This window comes from Mesorhizobium sp. M4A.F.Ca.ET.020.02.1.1, assembly GCF_004022645.1.
Lineage (GTDB): Bacteria > Pseudomonadota > Alphaproteobacteria > Rhizobiales > Rhizobiaceae > Mesorhizobium.
This window is the reverse complement of sequence record NZ_RZOI01000663.1, coordinates 1-3,342: the sequence shown is the minus strand read 5'-3', so window position 1 is coordinate 3,342 and position 3,342 is coordinate 1. Positions and strand designations below refer to the sequence as shown.

The following is a 3,342-nucleotide window of genomic DNA, read 5'->3' as shown; positions in this document are numbered from 1 at the left end:
GGGATATCGCGGGCAGGGGCCTCGTGGCAAGTCGCGCCGGTGGATAGGCGGACGCTGAATGGGACGCTTAGAGCGCCGACAGCGTCTCCGGCGCCTTGGGCGCGTCGAGCACAGGGGCTGTCTGGAACGCCTTGGTCATCTCGCGCAGCGTCTGTGTGGTCTGGCCGGAGAGCACCGGCGGCCGCTCGGCCTGGGCCTGCGCTGCGGCCTCCTCGGCATTCTTCTGGGCGGCCTCCTCGGCCTTGGCCGCGACTTCCGGATCGACGAACGGGTGATCGAGGCCGGGGATCGGCTTCAGGTCGATATTCTGGTGCGCGTAGACCATCAGCCGCTGCCAGACCATCGCCGGCAGCGAACCGCCGGTCATCTTGTTGGTGGGCGTGAAGTCGTCATTGCCCAGCCAGACGGCGGCCGTGTAATTGCCGGTGAAGCCGACGAACCAGGCGTCGCGGTAGGATTGCGTCGTGCCCGTCTTGCCGGCGACGACGATGTTGGGAAGCTGGGCGCGCCGCGCCGTCCCTATCACCGGCACCGCCGCCAGCATGGTGTTCATGTATTTCAGCGCCTGCTCCGACAGCACCCGACGCGGCGGCGACGCGTCCTTGGCCCAGTCGTAGACCACATCGCCGGTGCGGGTGACGAGCTGGGTGATTCCGTGCCGCGAGCCGACGAAGCCGTTCTGCGCGAACACGCTGTAGCCCGTCGCCTGGTCCATCACCGTCATGAGCGAGGTGCCGAGCACCATGGTCTTGTGCCCTTCCAGCGGCGACTCGACGCCCATCGCCTCGGCCATCGCCTTGATCGGACCGATGCCGAGATGGTCCTTGGCGAGCCGCACCGGCACAGTGTTGATCGACTTGGCGATGGCCGTGATCAGGGTGACATTGCCGGCCGATCCGCCGCTGTAGTTGTGCGGCGACCAGTTGCCCCAGCTAACGGGGCCGCCGGAAACCACCGAGTCAGGCGTGAAGCCGTGCTCCATGGCTGTGGCGTAGACGTAGGGCTTGAACGAGGAGCCGGTCTGGCGCAGCGCCCTGGTGGCGCGGTTGAACTGGCTGGCGCCGTAGTCGCGGCCGCCGACGATGGCGCGCACCGCTCCGTTGGTCTCGATCACCACCACCGCGCCTTCGGTGACGTTGTATTCCTTGCCGAACTGGCGCAGGTGGAATTCGACGGACTCCTCAGCCGCCTTCTGGATGTTGGCATCGAAAGTGGTGTGGGCGACCAGTGAGTGCTGGCCGGGCTTGGCGATCTTCTTGACCTCGTCGAAGGCCCAGTCGAGGAAGTAGTCCGGGCTCTTCTGCTCGCCGCGGTCGACGACGTCGGCCGGATGCAGCCTCGCCTGCAGCACCTGGCCTTCGGTCATGAAGCCGGAATCGACGAGGTTGGACAGCACCACATTGGCGCGCGCGCGGGCGGCCGGCAGGTTGATGTGCGGGGCGTATTTGGTCGGCGCCTTGAACAGGCCGGCCAGCATTGCCGCCTCGGCGAGGTTCAGGTCCTTGACGCTTTTGCCGAAATAGAAATCCGCCGCCGCCTCGATGCCGAATGTGCCGCCGCCCATATAGGCGCGGTCGAGATAAAGCTGCAGGATCTCCTTCTTCGATAGGTTGGCTTCCAGCCACAACGAGAGAAAAGCTTCCTTGATCTTGCGCTCGAAGGTGCGCTCATTGGTCAGGAACAGGTTCTTGGCCAGCTGTTGGGTGATGCTGGAGCCGCCCTGCACGACCGAGTTGGCGCGGACGTTCTCGAAGATGGCGCGCGACAGGCCGAGCACGTCGATACCGTAATGGTCGAAGAAGCGCCGGTCCTCGGTCGCCAGCACCGCCTTGATGACATGGTCGGGCATTTCGTCGACCGGCACCGAGTCGCGCTGGATGATGCCGCGCTGGCCGATCTCGTTGCCGTAGCGGTCGAGGAATGTGACGGCGAAGTCGCCCTGCGCGCGCCAGTCGCCGGCTGTGATCTCGAAGGCAGGCATCGCCAGCGCAAGCAGCACGACGATGCCGCCAGCGCCCATAGTGAAGCCTTCGCTGAGCACCTCGATGATGCCGCGCCGCCAGCCCTTGACGCGGAAGCGTCGGAAAAAGATGGTCGCCGCTTCCCAGAACTGGCCTGCCTTGAAGCCGATTTCGTAGAGCGAGGAATCGAGCCACGCGTCGACGGCAAGCAGCGCCGAGGCAATGCGGCCTCTTCTCTTGCGTGGTCTCAAAGGACTTGCCATTCCAGAATTCCGCCCAGCCAACTTCCCCAAAACGGCATGGGCAGTTTCGAGGGTGGCTCCCTGCCTGACTATTCGACCATTTTATCACCGCTCACAAGGGTAGCGAAGCCACACACAAGCTTTGTTGATCGCTAAGGTTGATTCCGGGTGCTCGAGCGCTATCACCGCGCCGCGATAAAGCGCATGAAATGCGCCACATCGGCCTCGCTCGGCTCCTGGCCGGTGAAGGCGCGAAGATAGGCCGCGAGATGGCTGACCCTGGCCTCGACCGGTTCCTTGAGGTCGAGGACGTAGTAGCCGATCTGCATATAGTAAAGCACGCGCGCCCGGATGAAGGCATTCTCCGCGTCAAAGCCGTGTCTTTGGTACATGTCGCGGATAGCGGTGAGGCGATCGTCGTCGGCCTGGTCGATCATGCGCCGCACATCGTCCGAGCGCCTGGCCCATTCACGTACGGCAAAGTCGAGCCTCGGGTCGAACATGCGCTCGTCGGCCCAGCATTCGAACACGTTGAGCACGCCCATGATGATGGTTGCGGCAGGGCGCTGGGCGCGCTCGACGATCGCCTTGGTATTGGTCTCATGCCAATGCTTCAGCAACTGGTCGAGCAGATCCTGGCGGCTTTCGAAATACCAGTAGAAGCTCGACCGCGACACGCCGAGCTTCTGGCCGAGCGGCAGCACGCGCACGCTCTCGATGCCGTCGGAGACGAGCGCCTGCAGCGCGAGGTTGATCCAGTCCGAGCGCGTTACCTTGATGTTGCCGGGCGCCGGCTCGTCTTGCGGCGAAATCATGATCATGGACACACAAGTGGCACGCCGGATCACCGCGCGCAAGCTCTGGACATAAGTGTCTAGACACATATGTACAGTAGGCATATGCTAACGGCTTCCAACGAGAGGGAGAGGCTCGTGAAGTCGCATTATCGCGCGGTTGTCATCGGAGGAGGTGTCGTCGGCGCCTCGGTGCTTCAGCTTCGAGCCGGTCTGGCACAAGCGCCGGCGCGTCGGCTTCGTCACCTCCGGCGGCTATGGCTACACGGTTGGCAAGAGCGTCGCGCTGGCGTTGGTGGACGACGATTTCGCCGGGGAGGGGACGGAACTTACGGTGCACATTGT

2 protein-coding genes and 1 pseudogene are annotated in these 3,342 nt (G+C 64.0%); 1 reads left to right on the top strand and 2 read right to left on the bottom strand.

The annotated features are described in order from the left end of the window. Window positions 1-67: 67 nt before the first annotated feature. Both EN742_RS28850 and EN742_RS28845 read right to left on the bottom strand, forming a co-directional pair. The gene (locus EN742_RS28850; protein WP_126055772.1) at window positions 68-2,224 is read right to left on the bottom strand and encodes a penicillin-binding protein 1A; all 2,157 of its coding nucleotides are present in this window, start codon (window positions 2,222-2,224) and stop codon (window positions 68-70) included. Between the two features lie 161 nt (window positions 2,225-2,385). After that, the gene (locus tag EN742_RS28845; protein ID WP_127407319.1) at window positions 2,386-3,024 is read right to left on the bottom strand and encodes a TetR/AcrR family transcriptional regulator; all 639 of its coding nucleotides are present in this window, start codon (window positions 3,022-3,024) and stop codon (window positions 2,386-2,388) included. A 175-nt stretch (window positions 3,025-3,199) separates the two neighbouring features. On the opposite strand from EN742_RS28845, the pseudogene EN742_RS28840 reads away from it, so the two are divergent. After that, window positions 3,200-3,342 (top strand): annotated as a pseudogene (locus EN742_RS28840) (glycine cleavage T C-terminal barrel domain-containing protein); the annotation flags it as partial.

Excerpts from the sequence above, each read along its gene's own strand:
- EN742_RS28850 (WP_126055772.1), bottom strand. The coding sequence starts at position 2,224 with ATGGCAAGTCCTTTGAGACCACGCAAGAGAAGAGGCCGCATTGCCTCG.
- EN742_RS28845 (WP_127407319.1), bottom strand. The coding sequence starts at position 3,024 with ATGATCATGATTTCGCCGCAAGACGAGCCGGCGCCCGGCAACATCAAG.